Source organism: Mycobacterium simiae (genome assembly GCF_010727605.1).
In the GTDB taxonomy this organism is placed as follows: Bacteria; Actinomycetota; Actinomycetes; order Mycobacteriales; family Mycobacteriaceae; genus Mycobacterium; species Mycobacterium simiae.
Genome location: NZ_AP022568.1, coordinates 1,076,151 through 1,093,923 on the forward strand (window position 1 = coordinate 1,076,151; position 17,773 = coordinate 1,093,923).

The following is a 17,773-nucleotide window of genomic DNA, read 5'->3' on the forward strand; positions in this document are numbered from 1 at the left end:
TGTTCGTGACTTCGGTGTCGGCATCAGAGCATGAAGGGGTCGATGGTGGACCAAGCCGAGTTGGATCGATTGACCGACCGTAAGGCCGGCTGCAGGCGTGCGGGCGCGCAGCGCGGCTCGGTTCGCAACGACGGTCGCGGAGTCATCGAGAGCGCGTTTGAGCTGCTAGATCACGTGAGTGCGTTGGAGCCCGTACGGCTGCTGGACTTGGCGAACGCCAGCGGGATCCCGCGGGAGACGGTGCGTCGACTACTGCAGCAGTTGATCGCCGTTGGGGCGGTCAGCCGCGACGGTACCCGCTATCGGCTCGGCGCGAGCCTGCTGGGGTTGGGTTCACGGGTAAGCCCGGAGCGTCGACTGCGGGTGGCCGCCCGCCGGCCGATCGCCGAACTCGCTACCGCCACCGGAGCCGCGGTGCAGTTGTCTGCACTGATCGGCGGTGATGCGGTTTATCTGGACGCCGTGGAGGGTCGAAGTCCACTGGGATTCCTCGTTGAACCCGGAACGCGGGTACCGCCGGAATGTGCTTCCTCGCGTGCCTTTAAGGCGTTGGGCGCCGCGACACCGATCGTGGACGCCGGTGGGGTGATCGCAGGCGTGAGTTGTGTCGCGGTAGCGATTCCACTGGGGGACAATGCGGCGGCAGCGGTTTCGGCTCTTGTCGCTGGGCCGCATCCTCCGTTTGGGCTGTTGGCTGCCACCAAAGCTACCGGTGCCCGCATCGCGGGCCTCCTTCGCGCACCGTGACCGGCGAGCAGCGAGAAAACCCGCCGAGTAGGCACAGATTGGCCGTTGGTCGCGCGGCTTCTCAGCGTCATCGTCATCGCGGTGACAGCCACCAATCCACCAAAGACGGCACCCCGACGTGACGTAAAGGGAGGAACGCCAATGCATTTCGCGTCCACGGTGGCGGATTATGTCGTGGTAGGTGCGGGGTCGGCCGGGAGTGTGGTTGTCCGCAGGCTGCTCGAGGCTGACCGCAGTGTGCACGTCATCGAGGCTGGCCCGCCAGATACCGACCCCGCGATCCACTCATTGCAGGGCTGGCCGAAGTTACTGGGCGGCCCGCAGGACTGGGGCATCTTCACCACGCCGCAGCGACATGCCAACAACCGCAGGCTGTTTTGGCCTCGGGGCAAAGTCCTGGGCGGAAGCAGTTCATTGAACGGGATGATCTACATACGTGGACATGCCAGCGATTACGAGGGTTGGGCGCAAACTACCGGCGATCCCAATTGGGGCTGGGACAAGGTGTTGCCATTGTTCAAGCGCTCGGAGGCACACCAACTGGGCGGCGACGAATACCACGGTGCTTTTGGACCGCTACCGGTCTCCACCATCTCTGACCCGCACCCACTCTCCGAAGCATTCGTCGAGGGGGCATTAGCCCTCGGCCACAAATGGATCGACGATTTCAATGCCGAGGAGATGGTCGGTGTCGGATACAACCACATCACTGCGTTGCGCGGCGAGCGAATGAGTGCGTGGAAGAGCTTCGTCGCGCCGATGCAGGCTCATCCTCGGTTGACGGTGACCACTAAGGCCCTCGTTCATCGGGTGCTCCTGAGCAAGGGTCAAGCCGTGGGGGTGGAGTACTCGCAAGGAAACCAACCCCTCCAGCGTGCGTACGCCCGCGCGGAGGTGGTGCTCAGCGCAGGTGTTTTGGGCTCACCACAAATACTGCTACTCAGCGGGATCGGACCGAGTGCCCATCTGCAATCGGTCGGTATTACCACGATCGTGGACCTCCCTGCAGTCGGAAATAATCTGCACGATCATCTGTTGGTTAGCAACGTCTATGCGGCCAAAGAGTCGGTGGCGGTCGGTGCTAACAACCTGCTCGAAGCACAGCTGTACGCGCGCAGCAGCGGGTGGCAAGGAGCAGCACCGAACCTGCAGCCGCTGTTCATACACATTCCCTACGCCGCGGACGCGAGCCCCGTCCCCGAGCATGGATATGCGATCGCCGCGGGGTTGGTGGCGCCGAAAGCGCGCGGAACGCTGCGGCTGGCTTCCGCCGACCCAAGCGACCCGCCGCTGGCAGATCCCAATGTTTTGGCCGACCCCACCGATCTCGAAGCGATGGTCGATGCGGTCGAAATCTGTCGTGACATCGGAGCGGCAGCGGCATTCACGCCGTGGCGCAAGGCCGAAGTCACTCCAGGACCCGCGGCTGCGACTCGCAACGCCTTACGCGTCTTCGTCCGCCGGGCGGTGGGCACGTACCACCATCAGGTCGGCACCTGCAAGATGGGAGCAGCCGATGACCCGAATGCCGTTGTCCAGCCGGACCTTCGAGTCCGCGGCGTGGAGGGTTTGCGAGTCGCAGACGCTTCGATCATGCCGGCGATCACCAGCGGCAATACCAACGCACCCGCCATCATGATCGGTGAGCACGCAGCTGATCTGCTGCTGCATAGGTAACAACGCGGCGCGGTTTTGTCGGCTGTCCCTGGATTGTTTCTGTCATGCCCGCGAATTAGCGGGCAAGGGCAACCGCCCACTCAGTGGGCGCGGACTCGCAGTTAGTTTCGTCGTTTCTTAACGTCACAAGGGTGACCGAAGCACATGCTGCCGCGGATAGCGCGGATGAAATCTTACGGCGTGCCATGCATTTCGCGTCTCGATCGCCGTGACGGCGCCGCCAGCCAAAGCGCTGCCCGGAACTCACGCCCGCCACTGCGGGCCGCGCCACAACGCGCCAGAAGCTCTCACCTCGGCGCCGACGTCTTGCTCGACACGGTCGTAAACCCATAGGAGACAAGTGAGTACAACCGGTGTGACAACCGCGGCAGCGAACGACCTGGCTAGCCGGATCAAGGCTACTCAGGTGCGTGTGCCCGACGCTGCGCCGTCGATCTGGAACGCGGCGGTGCAACATCTTCCGGCGCTGATCGTGCAGGCCGAGTCACCACGCGACGTACGCGAAGCAATCCGCGTGGCGTGCGACCACGAGCTACCGCTCTCGGTGCTCGGCGGCGGCCACGACTGGGCGGGCCGCGCCGTGCGCGACGGCGGTCTGGTGATCGACATGTCCGGGCTGCGAAGTGCCGCCGTCGATCCCGGGACGCGGGTCGCAACAGTCGGCGGCGGGCTCGTAGCGAGCGAACTGATCGACGCGGTCGCGCGGTACGGGTTGGTTGCCGCCACCGGCAACTGCGGTGGTGTTGGCATGATCGGTCTGACACTCGGCGGCGGCTACGGACCACTCAACGGGAGGTTCGGCCTTGCCTTGGACAACCTGCTCAGCGCCGAGGTTGTGTTGGCAGATGGCCGAATCGTCACAGCCGACGCGACTCGGGAGCCAGAGTTGTTCTGGGCACTGCGTGGTGGTGGCGGCAACTTTGGAGTGGTCACTTCGATGCGTGTGCGGCTGCATCCGTTGGATCGGTTGATCGGCGGAATGATCATGTTTCCGTGGGCGCAGGCCGCGACCGTATGGCGCGGGCTAGCTGAGCTGTTGTCAACAGCACCGGACGAGCTGACGGTGCAGAGCGGACTGATGTCCGGGCCGGACGGCAATCTGGCAGTTTATCTTCAGCCAGCCTGGAGCGGCGATCTTCGTCGCGGCGAAGCGGCCGCCGATCTGCTCGCAACGCTCGGGACGCCCTTGACCACACAGGTTGGGCCCATTTCCTACCGGGAAGTGCTGGGCCTGTTCGACGCGGGCTGTGTCCCTGGACTGCGCTGGGCGTTTCACACTCGCACGGTCGCGGGGTACACACCCGACGTCATCGATGCGCTGGTCGAGGCCGCACGCACGGTGACCTCGCCGCGGAGCCTGATTTCCATCCACCACTGTCACGGCGCATCGACCCGCGTGGCCACCGATCAGACCGCGTTCGCGAACCGCCACCCGCATTTCGTCGTCGAGATCGGCGCCTGCTGGGCGGTCGGCGACGGCAGCACTCACCGGGCCTGGGCAGCGGCATTGTCGGAAGCGCTTGCGCCGCATGCGTTCCCCGGCGGATACGCCAATCTGCTGGGGCCTGGCGACCATGATCAGATCGAGAACGCCTACGGCGACAACGCCACACGACTCATCGCCGCCAAAAATCACTACGACCCGGACGGGCTGTTCACCGCCATCCCGCTGCCCAACTCCGGTTAGAAGGGGAGAAAGAATGTCCTACATTGTCGATAGTCATCACGTCACCATGTCGGTGAACGGGGCCCAGGAAGACGTCGACTTCCACGTCAAGTTGCTCGGATTGCGACTGATCAAGCGCACGGTGCTGTTCGACGGGAATATCCCGATTTATCACCTGTATTACAGCAACGCCGACGGTGACCCGAGCGCGGTGCTCACCACCTTTCCCTTCGCCCAGGCCGGCGTCTACGGCCGACGCGGCACCAACCAAGCGCGGGAAGTGTTGCTCGCCGTTCCGGCAGGGTCACTGAACTACTGGTCCGCCAGGTTGCGGCAGCGGGCCGCCGACGTCCGCGACGCGACCGTATTCGATCGGCGTCGTGTGCTCTTCCGGCATCCGTGCGGCATCGAGTACCAGCTGGTCGAGGTCGATGACGACCCACGTCGTGGTTACAGCGGCAGCGACGTACCCGAGGAGTACGCCATCCATGGCATCTACGGCGTCGGCATCCACGTGACGGGGCCCGACACCGCCGTCGAATTCGCGGCCAGCCACCTCGGCGCTCAGGCAGGCCTGACGGAACGTGATCGGTTCGCGCTGCAAGCCGGCAAGTTCGGCCTCGGCGGCGCAGTCGAACTTGTTGTCAACCGCGCCGACGAGCCGGGCACGTGGATCTACGGCGCCGGAACTATCCACCACTTTGCCTGGAACGCAGACACTCTCGAAAACCAGGATGAACTGAAAGCCGAGATCGAGGCGGCGGGTTATACAGATATCTCCGAAGTCCGCGACCGCAAGTACTTCAAGTCGGTCTACGTCAGATCGCCCGGCGGTGCCCTTTTCGAGCTGGCTGTGACACACCGCGAGGGTGGCTGGGACTGCGATGAGTCACCGCGGGAACTCGGCCAGCGATTCCAGCTGCCGGACAAGTTCGAGGCGCGCCGCGAGGAAATTATCGGCCGCCTCGAGCCAATCAGGCCGTGAGGTGCCGCGCTGAAGAGCACCGCAGAACGAGGTATTCGTGTGACGACGCCGACAATCTGGTTGTGCGGCTGGGCAATCCGCCGTCTTGGCCGTTCTGCGCGGTCACCAATCAGGCGCACATCATCGCGATAGAATGGCGAACGCTGCTTTGGCCAAGAACTGCACCGCGATGCAAGCCGGTAGAACGGAAGGGCCACATCGCTTACCCGTCAGCGGTGATGACTTCTTACCGCCTCGAACCTTCACCGCCCGGTTAGTTGGTTGGTGATATCGAATCCGGCGCCCGGGTCGTGGTGGTGGTCGCTGGTGTTTCGGCACTCGCCGTACAGAATTATCTGGCCGCGACTGTGATCAGACGGCACGAAGCCGATGGTCGCGGTCACGCCGTTCTTATTCAATGCTGCACCGTGATAGCGCTGCCCCGGTGGGGCGCCCTCGCTCCAGCCGCTCGAGCGCATCGCGGACCGCACGTGCTGAAAGTAGGAGTCCGGGTCGCCCTGCAGCAGAAAGCCGATCGTGGCCCTGCCCTGATAGGGCGGATCACCTTGGTCGTTGCACGACGCGAACGAGAAACCGCCGTCGACGCCTTGCAGGCCGGCGACGGCGACGATCTGCTTGGCCGGCTCGATCACCTGTGATTTGGTCTGATCGTCAGTCATCGGATGCGCGGAATCATCAAATGGGTTGGCCGGACCCGAGGAATGCGGTTTGGGGAACATCAGCGAACACCCTCCTAACAGCAACGCGACGACAGCCACTACCGTCGCAAGGCGCACTTGCCGGAACGAAACGTGTTGCCGTTCAGTGATGGTGTTGGTCATCGAAGACATGATCATCGGTAACAGATTCTGGCGGGCGGCCCCACTCCGGGTCGACGACGGCGGGTGTGCCGGGTATGCCGATGCCGACCGGACCGAGGCCAGGGATGTCGACCTTGCCCGGCTGGTACCGATGCTCGGCCGTCATGCCGTCGGATTCCAGCGCGTCGCCATGGCCCGAGGCGATGTCGGCCATGCTGTACAACGCCTCGCTACCCGGGTGGTAGTAGTACGAATGGTCGTGCGGGTTGATGCCGTCGGCACCCGGCACCTCCGCGCGGAACCGCACCGACCCGAAGCCGTCCGCGGCCGGGTCGGTGCCCAGCCCCGGGGCCAAGCCGAGCACCTGACCGCCAATGTTGTCCCGGTTCAGGTAATGGCTGAGGCCATTGAGCTGACCGAGCATGCCCACCGGATCCGTCGAGGCGTCTCCGACGTACACGTGCCCGCCGTCCAGATGAAAACTTGCGGCGTTGGTAGCGAGATCGGTTCCTGGGCAACCGATGAGCACCGCGTCGTTGGCATGCATATGTCCCAAAGCGAACGCGTCGGCGACGGTGGTCGAACCGTACGAGTGACCCAACACGGTGACGTGCTGGCCACCACCGAGGTGGGTGGCCCACAGGCCGTTGACATCCTGCGCCAAAGCCTGACCACCCGTGCGGGCCAGTGCCGGCGTGGAAATGCGCTGGACGTCGTCGAAATCATTCGGTGCGTCGTAGCCCATCCACGCGATCACCGCCGTGGGATTTCGGGGGTCGGCCGCGTTGGCCTGGCCGTAGAGATTGAGCGCGTCGTTGTGGCCCTCGTGCAGCCAGCCGCCTTTCACGCTGCTGCTGGTGCCCGGCACGATCACCGCGGTGTTCTTCGCCAGGTCGGGATTTCCGATCGCGATCGCGGCACGCCCCTTGCCCCCGAAGGCCAGCGGGTCGTAGGCGAACAGGAACACCGGGTTGTGGCCATGATCGGCGTCGTGGTCGAGACCTTGCTTAGTCTGGTCGGCGTTCTGGTAGCGGGTGATATCGCTGGCCGACAGACCGTATTTCGCCGGGTCGCGCATCACGTCGTCCGGGGATACGCCAAAGCGGCCGGCGGCATCGCGGACCCGGTTGAGGTCCTGCGTCATCACCGCGAGATTGGCGTTGTTACGTGCCGAGACCGGGACGCCGTTGAGATTACCGACCTGATCGGGGTGCTCGGCGATGAGCTGCTGGCGTTCCTCGGGTGTCAAAGACGTCCACCACTTGTGCACCTCCTCGGGACTGGTATCCGGGTGCGGAATCTGCGGTCTTGCATCGGTCGCTTGCAGAATTCCCGGGTCGTACCCCTCGGTTCGCAGCGTGGCGAGGGCCTTGTCCAGGTAATCGGAATACCCATCGCGTACCGACTCGACCTGCCCCAGAGCCGATTTCGTGTCCTCGATGGCTTCGTCTTCGAGCTCGGTGATGTGCGTATCCAGTAGTTTTCGTTCGCGGGCGGTGAGGTTTGCGTCTTTCTCGGCAGTCACCGCCAGACCGATTTCATCGTCGAGCTGCTGCAGCTGTGCTTCCAGCGTCGAGATCAGCACCGTGCCGGTTCGCTGCGCCTGGGCCAGGGCGGCCGCGATGTTTTCCAGATCCACTCCAATTTTGGGCAACAGCGAGGATTGCGCGCCCAATGCCTTGGTCACCCGCTGCACCTCGGCAGCGTCATTGATCGGATGCACGCCGTCTTCGTGATTCCACGACGCCTCGAACCGGCGGCGCGCTTCGGCGAACGCGGCACTGGACTCGGCCGTGTATCGGCCGGCGGCGTGAAACGCCTCCGCCAGATCGGCGATCTGCGCCGGACGACCAACCTGAAGGCTCTGGTTGATTGCCCACGGATCGCCACCGGCTTCAGCGATCAGCGCCGGGACGCTTATGTATCGCAGCTGCACCGCCCCACCCGTCCCCGGTACGGGGAAGCGCTTCCGGTCAAGATCGCCACCCCCTTGTCCGAGCTGGCGACAACGCTACTACTGCCGTTCTGCGACGCACCTCACGGCGCGCTGCGCCGTTCACGAGGCCTGCCAGACCGTCCGGGAACGAGCAGAATTGGCTGCTGTCAGGGAATCGGCGGCATGCCCGCTGCAGCATCCCAGCGGGCGGCCATCGGGTGCACATCCGTGGTATCGCCAAGCGACTTCGGTTCCATGGTCCGGACATCGCGCCGGCAATAGAGAACATGACGTTTATCGACATGGCTATCGGGCAGCGCTCTGGTATGGCTGAAGTGGTTGCAACCGCGGACTTAGGGGTGGCGGGTGAAGTCAGCGGATCCGTGGGCGGGCGGCCGTTGGTTGCCCTCCATGGGTGGCCGGACACACCACATTGCTGAGACGGTGTACTGCCGGCGCTGCATGACGACGGCTACCGGGTGTTTCGGCCCTGGTTGCGGGGTTTCGGCTCGACGCGCTTTCGGCGCGCCGACAAGCCACGCAGCGGCTAGATCGGTGCACTAGGCAAGGACCTCGCAGATCTCCTGGATGCGCTGGCTGTCGAGGATGCCGTTGTGGTGGGCCACGATTGGGGTGCACGCGCCGCCTACGTGGTGGAGGCCCTGTTCCCAGCGCGCGTCGCGCGGATCGTGGCGCTCTCAGCGGGGTATGCGACCAATCGTGCTGACGCGTCGCTGAGTTGGCCGCTGACGCATGCTTATTGGTATGAGTGGCTGGTCGCTACCGAACGGATCCAGATCAGCCGTCTTAGCGGGAGGCTTGGCGGCCAGAGGCCGGCGGCGCCCCCAGGACTTGCCAAGCGTCACCCAGGTTGCATCGCTACCATGACGACTGGTGCCTGCAGCGCTGCCACCGGTCTTTCAGGGTTGTCTCCGGAGGTGGGCGTTGCCGACGTACGGCTACAAGTGTGGCGACTGCGGGCCGTTCACCCTTGTTAGGCCGATGGCCGAGGCGCGGTCGCTGGCGGACTGCCCCGGTTGCGGCGATGCCGCCCGCAGGGTGTTCGGGTCGCCTGCATTGCGTGCGCTCGACACGGACGTACGCCGGGCACACAACGCCAGCGAGAGAAGCGCCGAGGCCCCGCAGGTCGTTTCGTCGGTGCCTGGGCGTTCGCGGCGCGCCACCCCTATCACGTCCGACCCGCGACACGCCCGTCTGCCCCGTCCCTGAATCTGGAGGTTGTCATGCCCGACGTCGTCTTCTCGGTTGACCAGGCACGCTCGATGCGCGACCAGGCGGTGCCCGGTCACAACCGGTGGCACCCCGATATCCCGCCAGCGGCCAATGTCCGCCCCGGACAACACGTTCGAATCGAATGCCGGGAATGGACGGACGGTCAGATCGGCAACAACGACTCCGCCAACGACGTGCGCGACGTCGACCTGACGCATGCGCACATGCTGTCCGGGCCGCTCTACGTCGAGGGTGCCGAACCCGGAGATCTACTGATCGTCGACATCCTCGACCTCGGCCCAGTGCCGCAGGAGGTCGGCGACGTTCCCGGTCAGGGCTGGGGCTACACCGGCATCTTCGCGAAGGCCAACGGAGGCGGGTTCCTCACCGACCACTTCCCCGATGCGTACAAAGCCATTTGGGATTTCGCGGGCCAGAAGTGCACCTCGCGGCACATCCCCGGAGTGGAGTTCACGGGGATCACCCACCCGGGGCTGTTCGGCACGGCGCCGTCGCCTGAGCTGCTGGGTAGGTGGAATGCCCGCGAGCGGGCGCTGATCGACACCGATCCGACCCGGGTGCCGCCGTTGGCACTGCCGCCGCTAGAAGAAAACACGTTGGGTGGCACCGCAACTGGCGAAGCACTGGCCGCGATCGCCCGGGATGGCGCACGCACCGTGCCCGCCCGGGAGAACGGCGGCAATCACGACATCAAGAATTTCACCCGCGGCTCGCGGGTGTTCTATCCGGTTCACGTGCCGGGCGCCTTATTCTCCGGCGGCGACCTGCATTTCAGCCAAGGCGACGGCGAGATCACCTTCTGCGGCGCCATCGAGATGGGCGGCTTCATCGACTTCCACATCGACCTGATCAAGGGCGGAATGGAAACGTATGGGGTGACGACGAATCCGATTCTGATGCCGGGCAACGTCGAACCGCGCTATTCGGAGTTCCTGACTTTCATCGGCATCGGCGTTGACCACGGCACCGATACGCAGTTGTACAACGACGCGACGGTGGCGTATCGCAACGCGTGCCTGAATGCGGTCGCATACCTGCAGAAGTTCGGCTACTCGGGCGCGCAGGCGTACTTGTTGCTCGGCGCGGCACCGATCGAGGGCCGGGTCAGTGGTGTTGTCGACATCCCGAACGCCTGCTGCTCGTTGTATTTGCCCACTGCCATCTTCGATTTCGACATCCGGCCGACGGCGAGTGGTCCGGTGCGAGCAGATCGCGGCAGCTGTGCCGTGTCGTCCTGAAACGAGCGGCCTGGTGTTCACCACCGCGCACGGCGGCTTCATCGAGCCGCGGAATGCATCCGCTTAAGTCCAGGCTTGACCCGCGGTGTCGTCACAACCGAGTGTTCGAGTGTGGCGCCGTCGTTCGAACGAGGACTGTCGTCAATGCTGTCGTCAGACCGACGGTTGGACGGAATTATCACGCCCCGATCGTCGCGAACCGTCTATTCAAATGGGTGGAGCTAAGGGGACTCGAACCCCTGACCCCCACACTGCCAGTGTGGTGCGCTACCAGCTGCGCCATAGCCCCAAGTCGTGCCCATCGAAGCTACACCACCGCTACCTGTCCTTCAAAGTTGCAGGTCACACCGGCTCGACGTCCGCCTCCCCCGCAAAGAATTCCTCGTCAGCATCCAGCATCGTCCGCGTCTCCGGTGCCACCATCCAGCCGATGGCCGCGATCAGCAGAACCAGCCCGCTGATGGTAAAGCCCCAGGTGTAGCTCCACTGTTCGGCGGCCCACCCCACCACCAGGGACCCGATGATGGCGCCCAGATCCGACATCATCTGCACCGTCGCCACCGGAAGACCGGCGCGCGCCTCGCTGCCGAGGATGTCGGCGACAGCCGCCTGCAGCGGCGACATGAAGATACCCGTCATCGCGCCCACCACAGCGGCCGCGACCAGAAAAGTCGGCAGCGTCGATACGAAGCCCAGCCAGCCGGTCGCCAGCCCCGACGTCACCAGTCCGACGATCAACAGCGTGCGCCGCCCCATCCGGTCCGACAGGTAGCCGCTGGGGACGACGGCCAGCGCGTTACCGCCGGCGAACGCCGCGAGCACGACGCCGATGACGCCCACACCCCGACCCATCACGTCGGAGATGAACAGCGGGACCAGCGCGACGCGGAGCCCGAACGCCGACCAGCCCGTCGCGAAGTTCGACAGCAACGCCGACCGATAAGCCCGAATCCGCAGCGCCTCGCGCATCGTCACCGTCGAGCGGGTCGGCGGTGGCGGCGCGGCCAGCGCAGAGTTCCGCAGGCTATAGAACAGCACCGTCGCCACGCCCAGCATGGCGAGGCCGTAGACGACGAACGGCGCGGTCAGGCCCCACCCGGCCGCCAGGCCGCCGACCGCCGGACCCCCGACCGCGCCCACCATGAATGACGTGGTGAACAGCCCCGCGATCCGCCCGCGCGCGTCGGGTGGGCTGATGTGGATCATCAGTCCCAGCGCCGAGACGTAAAACATCGTCGACCCGATGCCGCTGAACACCCGGAAAACCAGCAATTGCCAATACGCCTGCGAGAACGCGCACGCCGCGGTCGAAACGGCGACGATCAGCAAACCGCCGATATAGATTCGCCGTTCACCCAACCGCTGCGCCAGCACGCCGCTGACCGGGGCGAAACACAAGCGGCTCAACGAAAAGACGGTGACCAAAAAAGTCACCGCCTTGATGCTGACCCCGAAGGTGCGGGCAAAGGTCGGCAGTGCCGGCGAGATCACCCCGTAGCCGAGCGCAATCATGATGTTCGCCCAGCTGAGAATCCAAACTTCGCGCGGCAACCGGGCTGAGGCGGACCCGCAGCCCCCCGCGCGGGCAAGACGGAGGCAACAAGTCACCCGATGACTTTATTAACCACCTCGCGCGCGGTTTCCTGCACCTCGGCCAAATGGTCGGGTCCGTGGAAGGATTCCGCGTAAATCTTGTACACGTCCTCGGTGCCGGAAGGCCGGGCGGCAAACCACGCATTGGCGGTGGTTACTTTCAGCCCGCCGAGTGGGGCGCCGTTGCCGGGCGCCGCGGTGAGCTTGGCGGTGATCGGCTCCCCTGCCAATTCCGTGGCGGTGACCTCGTCGGCGGAGAGCTGGGACAGCCGGGACTTCTGCTCCCGAGTGGCGGCTTCGTCGACCCGGGCGTAGCACGGTGTGCCGTATTCGTCGGCGAGTTCCCGGTAGAGCTGTGACGGTGTGGACCCGGTGACGGCCAGGATCTCCGAGGCCAGCAGAGCCAGGATGATGCCGTCCTTGTCGGTGGTCCACACCGATCCGTCGCGCCGCAGGAACGACGCCCCGGCCGACTCCTCGCCGCCGAAACCGATGGTGCCACCAACCAAGCCGTCCACGAACCACTTGAATCCCACGGGTACTTCGACGAGTTTGCGGTCGAGCCCGGCGACCACCCGATCGATGATCGAGGAACTAACGGCCGTCTTGCCGACGGCGATGCCGGTCGGCCAGGACGGCCGATGCGTGTACAGGTAGTCGATGGCCGCGGCCAGGTAGTGATTGGGATTCATCAACCCCGCGTCCGGGGTGACGATGCCGTGGCGGTCGGAGTCGGCGTCGTTGCCGGTGGCGATCTGGTAGTGGTCGCGGCTCGCGATCAGCCCGGCCATCGCATCCGGCGAACTGCAATCCATCCGGATCTTGCCGTCGTGGTCGAGCGTCATGAACCGCCAGGTCGCGTCGACCAGCGGATTGACGACGGTCAGCTCGAGCCGGTGCCGCTCGGCGATCGCGGCCCAGTAGTCCACGCTGGCCCCGCCGAGCGGATCGGCACCGATCCGGACGCCCGCCTTGCGGATCACGTCGACGTCCACCACGTTCGGCAGGTCGTCGACGTAGCTGTCCAGGTAATCGTGGCGCCGCGCGGTCGGCAGCGCCCGCGCCAGCGCAACCCGTTTCACCCCGGAGCCGCCGGCACGCAGAATCTCGTTGGCGCGCTTAGCGATTGCGTTGGTCGCCTCCGTGTCGGCCGGGCCACCGTTGGGCGGGTTGTATTTGAAGCCACCGTCCGGCGGCGGGTTGTGCGACGGCGTCACAACAATGCCGTCGGCCAGCGCTTCGGTGCGGCCGCGGTTGTAGGTGAGGATGGCGTGGCTGATCGCCGGAGTCGGCGTGTAGCGGTCAGCCGAGTCGATCACCGCGGTTACGTCATTGGCCGCCAACACCTCGAGTGCCGACACCCACGCCGGCTCGGAGAGACCGTGCGTGTCACGGCCGATGAACAGCGGCCCGGTCGTACCGTGGGCCGCCCGATACTCGACGATCGCCTGCGTGATCGCCACGATGTGGGCCTCGTTGAAGGCGCCGTTCAGGGACGAACCGCGGTGTCCGGATGTGCCGAAGACAACTTGCTGCGCGACGTCCTCGGGGTCGGGTTGGATGGCGTAGTACGCCGTGACTAGATGGGACAGATCGACGAGGTCTTCGGGCTGGGCCGGCTGACCGGCTCGCGGGTTGGCCATGTCTACAGATTGTGCCCGTGTCACGGCGCGCACGTCGCTTCGTGCTGCATAGCGCATGGGCAAACGAGAGGGAACCGACACGTGGCACAACCCGACTATCGCGAATTGGCCGCGGTTTTCGCCGGCGGAGCACTAGGCACGCTGGCCCGCGCCGCCCTGAGCACATTGACGGTGCCGGACCCCGCGGCCTGGCCCTGGCCGACGTTCACCGTCAACATCGTCGGCGCGTTTCTGATCGGCTACTTCACCACCCGCCTGCTCGAGCGGCTCCCGCTGTCGAGTTATCGGCGCCCAGTGCTGGGCACCGGCTTGTGCGGCGGTTTGACCACGTTCTCGACGATGCAAGTCGAGACATTGAGAATGATCGAGCACGGCCACTGGGTGCTCGCGACGGCCTACACGAGCGTCAGCATCGTGCTGGGGTTGGTGGCCGTGCAGGTGGCCACCGCGTTGGTGCGCCGGGCGCGCGTCCGTTCATGACGGCGTCGGCGATCCTGGCCTGGACGGGGGTGGTGGTCATCGGCGGTATCGGGTCGGTGCTGCGTTTCCTGGTCGACCGTGCGGTCGCGCGGCGGCTGGCGCGGCCGTTCCCGGTCGGCACGCTGGCGGTGAACATCAGCGGCGCCGCGCTGCTCGGTTTCCTCGGCGGTCTGGCGTTAAGCAGGAACGCCGCCCTGCTGGCCGGCACCGCATTCGTCGGCGCGTACACCACCTTCTCTACCTGGATGCTCGAGACGCAGCGGCTCGGCGAGGAGCGCCGCGCATGGGCGGCAGCCGCCAACATCGTCGTCAGCGTGGTGCTCGGCCTGGCTGCCGCCCTGCTCGGACAATGGTTTGCGGAGCAGCTATGAACCAGTCGTGTCTGAAGTTGACGGTGTACTTCGGCGAGCGCCAGCGCGTCCTCGGTGACAGCAGGCGCTTTCTGGCCGATGCGATGTTCGATGTGTTCGGAACTCATGACGTGGCAACCAGCGTGATGCTGCGCGGTATCGCCAGTTTCGGGCCGAGTCAGCAACTGCGCAGCGACTTGTCGTTGAGCTTGTCGGAGGATCCGGCGGTGGCGGTCGTGGCGGTCGACGTCGAGCCCAAGATCCGCTCCGTGATCGGGGAGGCGGCCGCGCTCACCGGCCGCGGGCTGCTGACCGTGGAGCGGGCGCGGCTGTTCACCCGGCAGCGTGGCACCAACGCGCTCGGTGGCTTCGACGCCCACAACGGTGATGCCGCGAAGTTGACCGTATACGTGGGCCGTCAAGAACGCGTTGCCGGAAAGGCCGCCTACTATGCGGTCTGCGAACTGCTGCATCGGCACGGATTCGCCGGTGCCATAGCACTTCTCGGCGTCGACGGGACGGCACATGGGCAGCGCGTCCGGGCGCACTTCTTCGGCCGCAATGTCGACGTGCCGATGATGATCATCGGCATTGGCTCAACCGATCAAATTGGTTCTGCCACAACGGAGTTAGCCGCTCTGCTGGCCAACCCCCTGCTGACCGTCGAGCGTGTCCGGTTGTGCAAGCGCGACGGTGAGACGTTCGCGCGTCCGCAGCAGCTCCCCACCGTGGACGCGCACGGGCGTACCCTCTGGCAGAAGCTGATGGTGTACACCGCCGAGGCCACGCGACACGACCAGCTGCCGATCCACCGCGCATTGGTGCACCGCCTGTTGCATTCGGGAACGGCCCGAGGGGCGACGGTGCTACGGGGCGTGTGGGGATTCCACGGTGACCACAAACCGCACGGGGACAAGTTCTTTCAGATCACGCGTCAGGTCCCGGTGACCACCATCATCGTCGACACGCCGGAGTCGATCGCGCGCAGTTTCGACATCGTCGACGAGCTGACCGTCCGCCACGGGTTGGTCACCAGCGAAATGGTTCCGGCGGTGCTGTCCCTCGACGACACCCGACGTCTGGGCGACATCTCGTTGGCGCAGCTCGACTATTGACTTCAAGACGATGCCAAAACCGCACTCACAGCAGCCTAACGCCGCGGATGGCATGGCGGGATGAGCGCGTTGTCCTCTTCGACGAGCTGGCCGATGAGATGCTGATAGGAGTCGCGCCACCCGAGTACCCGGTCGGGGGGTGGGGTCGTAAACGAGTCACGGCGCGCCTCGGTCACTGTCGATACCGCGTTCGTGGACAGCTCCGCGATGCGGCGCAGGTGAGGTGCGAGCTCGGGTGCCGACACCTGGTGTGAGTAGGCGACAAGCTGATCTGACCAGTCCCGGTATTCGTCTAGACCGGGGCCGCCGGGCGTGATCAGCCAGGGATCGAGCATGTCCGGGTGCGCGTGAATGTAGTTCACCGCCGCATCGGCGGTCCGGCAGTCGTGGCTGGGCCTGCCTTGCAGATACCCTGCCATGCCTCCCGCCGCGCCGGCCGCGACCACCACCACCATGACGGCTATGCGGTAACGCAATCCGGCCGGCGCGGCCGGCGAATCGTGCGGGTGCGGTAGCGCCGAAAGCGCTTGCGGGCTCGAGTTCGCCGCCGAACGAAGCAGCTCGAGACGTTGCGGCAATCGCCGCGCCGCGCGCGTCGTGCGGCCCAAACGGATCGCCACCAGCAACGCCAGTGCAGCCCAGACCAGACCGAGGCGGGCATCGTGGCCGACGAATTCCAGCACCGCCGCCGCCACTGCCAGCAGGGGCACAAGCCAGGCCAGTCGTCGCTGCCACGGCGGCACCCGGCGCAGGTATGCCGTGCTGAGGTCTCCGACCCGGATCGCCGCCGCCAACACTGCCGGGTCCGAAGGCGCCTCGCCTGCGCGCAACGCTCGGACGACGTTCGAGCGCTGTTCCAGATTCAACCCGGCAACGATCCGCGCATAACTCTGCTGAACCGGGCGCCGCGCATGGGTCAGCAGCGCGGTCACGATCAGGCTGAATGCCACCAGCGACAGCAGCGGCCACGCCCAGCCCAAGGCCATTAAGCCGGGAAACCCCAATGCGCCCAGCACGGATAGCGTGACGGCCAATATGGCCGCGTTGAGCAGCCAATGCACCCACCAAGGTGCCACCACCAGCCGTGCCCACATTGGTGCTCAGTTTGGCAAAGAATCAGCTGTCGCGGGGCCGCGGCACGTCGTCGGCAGTTCGCGGCAGCACGTACAGCGCCATCCGCCGGTTGGACATGTCGTGCTCACCGAGGAAAACGCAGCCGCCGCGCTCACAGAATTTGCGCGCCTGCACGTTGCGATGATCCGGATCGAACATCACCCGCCGACACTGCGGATCGAGAGCGAACACGCTCAGTACGACGTGCGGCAGCACGTAGCTCACGTGGCCGCGCCGCAGGTATTCCAGATCAGCGACCGCGGCGTGCAGGCCCAGATCGTGGGGGTCGTAGTCGTACCGAGTAGCAATGGAATCCCTTGCCGCCCGGTAGAGTTCGACATACGCGTGGTCCACGCCGTCCAGGCTGATCAAGATGGGCAGCGAGAAGTCGCTGTCAAGCTGCGCCTGCAGGTAACGGCGCCAGCGCTCGGGCGGCCACGGATACTCCCAGGATTCAGCCAAGTGCGGCCGGTTCATCCATTCCGAGATCATCTCGGCGTCGTTATCCGGGTCGGCGAGACGCAAACCGTATGGCTGCGGCACTTGCGGTAGCGGCGGTGGCGGAACATTGCCCACTTCGGCGCTGACTTCGGTCAATCGCCGAGGCAGGATCACTTCAGGGTCGCTCATATCGTCGCGCAGCCTACCCCCACGGCCCGCGGCCTAGCTGCGAGTTTGGCGGTCCTCAACAACGCCGCGCCGCCCAGCAACGCCGCGCCGCCGGCCGCCGCACCACCTCAGTGACGGTCCAGCAGTCTCGCCAGCACCGCCGCATGGCTTTCGGCCACGTCGCGAGTGGCGGTGACCAGGGTCACGACTCCTTGCTGCGCCAGTGTCCGTAGCTCCTGCAGCGCGGGGTTTCCGGCCAATTCGGCTTCGTAGCGCGACGCGAACTCGTCGAAGCGCTCGGGGTCGTGGTGGTACCAGTCGCGCAGTTCTCGTGACGGCGCTACGTCCTTGCACCAGACGCCCACCCGCGGGTCATCTTTGCGAACCCCTCGCGGCCAGAGACCATCGACGAGGACGCGCTGCCCGTCAGCGGGGGCGACGTCCTGGTAAAGGCGCTCGACCCGAACACGGCTGTTGGTGCTCACGTCGCCAGGGTAGCGGCGACGGAGCAAACAACGGGCGTTTATCTGCGCCTGCTCGTGGTAACCGACACCGAAAGTGCGCGAC

17 protein-coding genes and 1 tRNA gene are annotated in these 17,773 nt (G+C 65.5%); 10 read left to right on the plus strand and 8 right to left on the minus strand.

Features of this window, described 5'->3' with window-relative positions; all coding sequences use genetic code 11:
- The first annotated feature begins 45 nt into the window (after positions 1 to 45).
- From G6N33_RS04835 to G6N33_RS04850, 4 genes are all read left to right on the plus strand, one after another.
- The gene (locus G6N33_RS04835) at positions 46 to 747 is read left to right on the plus strand and encodes a helix-turn-helix domain-containing protein (RefSeq protein ID WP_163771473.1); all 702 of its coding nucleotides are present in this window, start codon (positions 46 to 48) and stop codon (positions 745 to 747) included.
- A gap of 141 nt (positions 748 to 888) precedes the next feature.
- Positions 889 to 2,424: a GMC family oxidoreductase gene (locus tag G6N33_RS04840; RefSeq protein ID WP_044510407.1), complete on the plus strand. Its 1,536-nt coding sequence runs from the start codon at positions 889 to 891 to the stop codon at positions 2,422 to 2,424.
- A gap of 340 nt (positions 2,425 to 2,764) precedes the next feature.
- Positions 2,765 to 4,111: an FAD-binding oxidoreductase gene (locus G6N33_RS04845; RefSeq protein WP_101528840.1), complete on the plus strand. Its 1,347-nt coding sequence runs from the start codon at positions 2,765 to 2,767 to the stop codon at positions 4,109 to 4,111.
- A 13-nt stretch (positions 4,112 to 4,124) separates the two neighbouring features.
- Positions 4,125 to 5,075 carry a VOC family protein gene (locus tag G6N33_RS04850; RefSeq protein ID WP_044510406.1) on the plus strand — a complete coding sequence of 317 codons (951 nt, stop codon included), beginning with the start codon at positions 4,125 to 4,127 and terminating at the stop codon, positions 5,073 to 5,075.
- Positions 5,076 to 5,317: 242 nt separating this feature from the next.
- Here the strand turns inward: G6N33_RS04850 and G6N33_RS04855 are convergent, their stop codons facing one another.
- Both G6N33_RS04855 and G6N33_RS04860 read right to left on the minus strand, forming a co-directional pair.
- Complete coding sequence (locus G6N33_RS04855; RefSeq protein WP_044510405.1) at positions 5,318 to 5,896, minus strand: hypothetical protein; 579 nt, start codon at positions 5,894 to 5,896, stop codon at positions 5,318 to 5,320.
- Positions 5,877 to 7,811: a putative alpha/beta hydrolase gene (locus G6N33_RS04860; RefSeq protein ID WP_044510404.1), complete on the minus strand. Its 1,935-nt coding sequence runs from the start codon at positions 7,809 to 7,811 to the stop codon at positions 5,877 to 5,879. Before G6N33_RS04860 ends, G6N33_RS04855 begins: the two co-directional genes overlap by 20 nt.
- 617 nt (positions 7,812 to 8,428) lie before the next feature.
- Between G6N33_RS04860 and G6N33_RS27970 the strand changes: the two genes are divergently transcribed.
- From G6N33_RS27970 to fmdA, 3 genes are read left to right on the plus strand one after another with little or no spacing between them, the layout of a single operon-like run.
- Positions 8,429 to 8,809, plus strand: coding sequence for a hypothetical protein (locus G6N33_RS27970; RefSeq protein ID WP_456299194.1), 381 nt, complete (start codon positions 8,429 to 8,431; stop codon positions 8,807 to 8,809).
- Between the two features lie 4 nt (positions 8,810 to 8,813).
- Positions 8,814 to 9,041, plus strand: a complete 228-nt coding sequence (locus G6N33_RS04870) for a zinc ribbon domain-containing protein (protein ID WP_231382585.1) — start codon at positions 8,814 to 8,816, stop codon at positions 9,039 to 9,041.
- 14 nt (positions 9,042 to 9,055) lie between these two features.
- Entirely contained in the window at positions 9,056 to 10,303 is a 1,248-nt protein-coding gene (fmdA, locus tag G6N33_RS04875; protein ID WP_044510402.1) for a formamidase, read from the plus strand.
- A 216-nt stretch (positions 10,304 to 10,519) separates the two neighbouring features.
- Here the strand turns inward: fmdA and G6N33_RS04880 are convergent.
- The 3 genes from G6N33_RS04880 to pgm all read right to left on the minus strand — a co-directional run bounded on the left by G6N33_RS04880 (position 10,520) and on the right by pgm (position 13,539).
- Positions 10,520 to 10,592, minus strand: a tRNA-Ala gene (locus G6N33_RS04880).
- Positions 10,593 to 10,645: 53 nt separating this feature from the next.
- Positions 10,646 to 11,815 (minus strand): MFS transporter, encoded by a 1,170-nt coding sequence (locus G6N33_RS04885; RefSeq protein ID WP_044513031.1) that lies wholly within the window; start codon positions 11,813 to 11,815, stop codon positions 10,646 to 10,648.
- A 92-nt stretch (positions 11,816 to 11,907) separates the two neighbouring features.
- Positions 11,908 to 13,539 (minus strand): phosphoglucomutase (alpha-D-glucose-1,6-bisphosphate-dependent), encoded by a 1,632-nt coding sequence (pgm, locus tag G6N33_RS04890; RefSeq protein WP_101528839.1) that lies wholly within the window; start codon positions 13,537 to 13,539, stop codon positions 11,908 to 11,910.
- A gap of 81 nt (positions 13,540 to 13,620) precedes the next feature.
- On the opposite strand from pgm, the gene crcB (G6N33_RS04895) reads away from it, so the two are divergent.
- From crcB (G6N33_RS04895) to G6N33_RS04905, 3 genes are read left to right on the plus strand one after another with little or no spacing between them, the layout of a single operon-like run.
- Entirely contained in the window at positions 13,621 to 14,019 is a 399-nt protein-coding gene (gene crcB / locus G6N33_RS04895; protein ID WP_044510397.1) for a fluoride efflux transporter CrcB, read from the plus strand.
- Complete coding sequence (gene crcB / locus G6N33_RS04900) at positions 14,016 to 14,390, plus strand: fluoride efflux transporter CrcB (protein ID WP_044510395.1); 375 nt, start codon at positions 14,016 to 14,018, stop codon at positions 14,388 to 14,390. The genes crcB (G6N33_RS04895) and crcB (G6N33_RS04900) overlap by 4 nt, the downstream gene beginning before the upstream one ends.
- A complete protein-coding gene (locus G6N33_RS04905) occupies positions 14,387 to 15,484 on the plus strand; it encodes a DUF190 domain-containing protein (RefSeq protein ID WP_044510394.1) in 1,098 nt (365 codons plus the stop codon). The genes crcB (G6N33_RS04900) and G6N33_RS04905 overlap by 4 nt, the downstream gene beginning before the upstream one ends.
- A 35-nt stretch (positions 15,485 to 15,519) precedes the next feature.
- On the opposite strand, the gene G6N33_RS04910 is transcribed toward G6N33_RS04905, so the two are convergent.
- The 3 genes from G6N33_RS04910 to G6N33_RS04920 all read right to left on the minus strand — a co-directional run bounded on the left by G6N33_RS04910 (position 15,520) and on the right by G6N33_RS04920 (position 17,691).
- Entirely contained in the window at positions 15,520 to 16,578 is a 1,059-nt protein-coding gene (locus G6N33_RS04910; protein WP_049919222.1) for a hypothetical protein, read from the minus strand.
- Positions 16,579 to 16,600: 22 nt separating this feature from the next.
- Entirely contained in the window at positions 16,601 to 17,227 is a 627-nt protein-coding gene (locus G6N33_RS04915; RefSeq protein ID WP_044510392.1) for a GNAT family N-acetyltransferase, read from the minus strand.
- 107 nt (positions 17,228 to 17,334) lie between these two features.
- Entirely contained in the window at positions 17,335 to 17,691 is a 357-nt protein-coding gene (locus tag G6N33_RS04920; RefSeq protein WP_044513027.1) for a DUF488 domain-containing protein, read from the minus strand.
- Positions 17,692 to 17,773 lie beyond the last annotated feature (82 nt).

Excerpts from the sequence above, each read along its gene's own strand:
- G6N33_RS04850 (WP_044510406.1), top strand. The coding sequence starts at position 4,125 with ATGTCCTACATTGTCGATAGTCATCACGTCACCATGTCGGTGAACGGG.
- G6N33_RS04885 (WP_044513031.1), bottom strand. The coding sequence starts at position 11,815 with ATGATTGCGCTCGGCTACGGGGTGATCTCGCCGGCACTGCCGACCTTT.
- fmdA (WP_044510402.1), top strand. The coding sequence starts at position 9,056 with ATGCCCGACGTCGTCTTCTCGGTTGACCAGGCACGCTCGATGCGCGAC.
- pgm (WP_101528839.1), bottom strand. The coding sequence starts at position 13,539 with ATGGCCAACCCGCGAGCCGGTCAGCCGGCCCAGCCCGAAGACCTCGTC.
- G6N33_RS04910 (WP_049919222.1), bottom strand. The coding sequence starts at position 16,578 with ATGTGGGCACGGCTGGTGGTGGCACCTTGGTGGGTGCATTGGCTGCTC.
- G6N33_RS04840 (WP_044510407.1), top strand. The coding sequence starts at position 889 with ATGCATTTCGCGTCCACGGTGGCGGATTATGTCGTGGTAGGTGCGGGG.
- G6N33_RS04870 (WP_231382585.1), top strand. The coding sequence starts at position 8,814 with ATGGCCGAGGCGCGGTCGCTGGCGGACTGCCCCGGTTGCGGCGATGCC.
- G6N33_RS04855 (WP_044510405.1), bottom strand. The coding sequence starts at position 5,896 with ATGACCAACACCATCACTGAACGGCAACACGTTTCGTTCCGGCAAGTG.
- G6N33_RS04915 (WP_044510392.1), bottom strand. The coding sequence starts at position 17,227 with ATGAGCGACCCTGAAGTGATCCTGCCTCGGCGATTGACCGAAGTCAGC.
- crcB (WP_044510395.1), top strand. The coding sequence starts at position 14,016 with ATGACGGCGTCGGCGATCCTGGCCTGGACGGGGGTGGTGGTCATCGGC.
- G6N33_RS04905 (WP_044510394.1), top strand. The coding sequence starts at position 14,387 with ATGAACCAGTCGTGTCTGAAGTTGACGGTGTACTTCGGCGAGCGCCAG.